The organism is Bartonella sp. MR168JLCBS (assembly GCF_042194175.1).
In genome coordinates this window covers 365-755 of sequence record NZ_JBHIMP010000141.1, presented here as the reverse complement: position 1 = coordinate 755, position 391 = coordinate 365, and the positions used below count along the sequence as shown (strand labels likewise).

Genomic DNA, 391 nt, shown 5'->3' with positions numbered 1-391 from the left:
AAAAAAATATTTTTGTTACGACGAATATTGCTACAAAACTTCATGCAGAAGTTGATGGCCGTGCTATAAAACAGATTTTCCTTAATCTCATCTCAAATGCTGTTAAATTCACACCTTCTGGTGGAAACATTGATGTTTGCGCTTTAAAGAAAAAAAATAATCTTGTTTTTAAAATTAAAGATACAGGGGTTGGCATTCCTCAATCAGCAATCAAAAAACTTGGTCAACCTTTTGAACAAGTTGAAAACCAACTCACGAAAACCTACACTGGCTCAGGTCTTGGATTAGCAATCTCGCGCTCCTTGCTAGAACTACACAAAGGAAAACTTGAAATTATCTCTAAAGAAATGAAAGGTACAACTGTAACGATTACAATACCAATCAAACAAAA

The 391-nt window shown here is 34.0% G+C and carries 1 protein-coding gene; it reads left to right on the top strand.

Going from position 1 to position 391, the window contains the following annotated elements:
* Nucleotides 1–391: sensor histidine kinase (locus tag ACFIK8_RS09855; RefSeq protein WP_375669320.1), on the top strand; the 391-nt coding region annotated here is incomplete at both ends.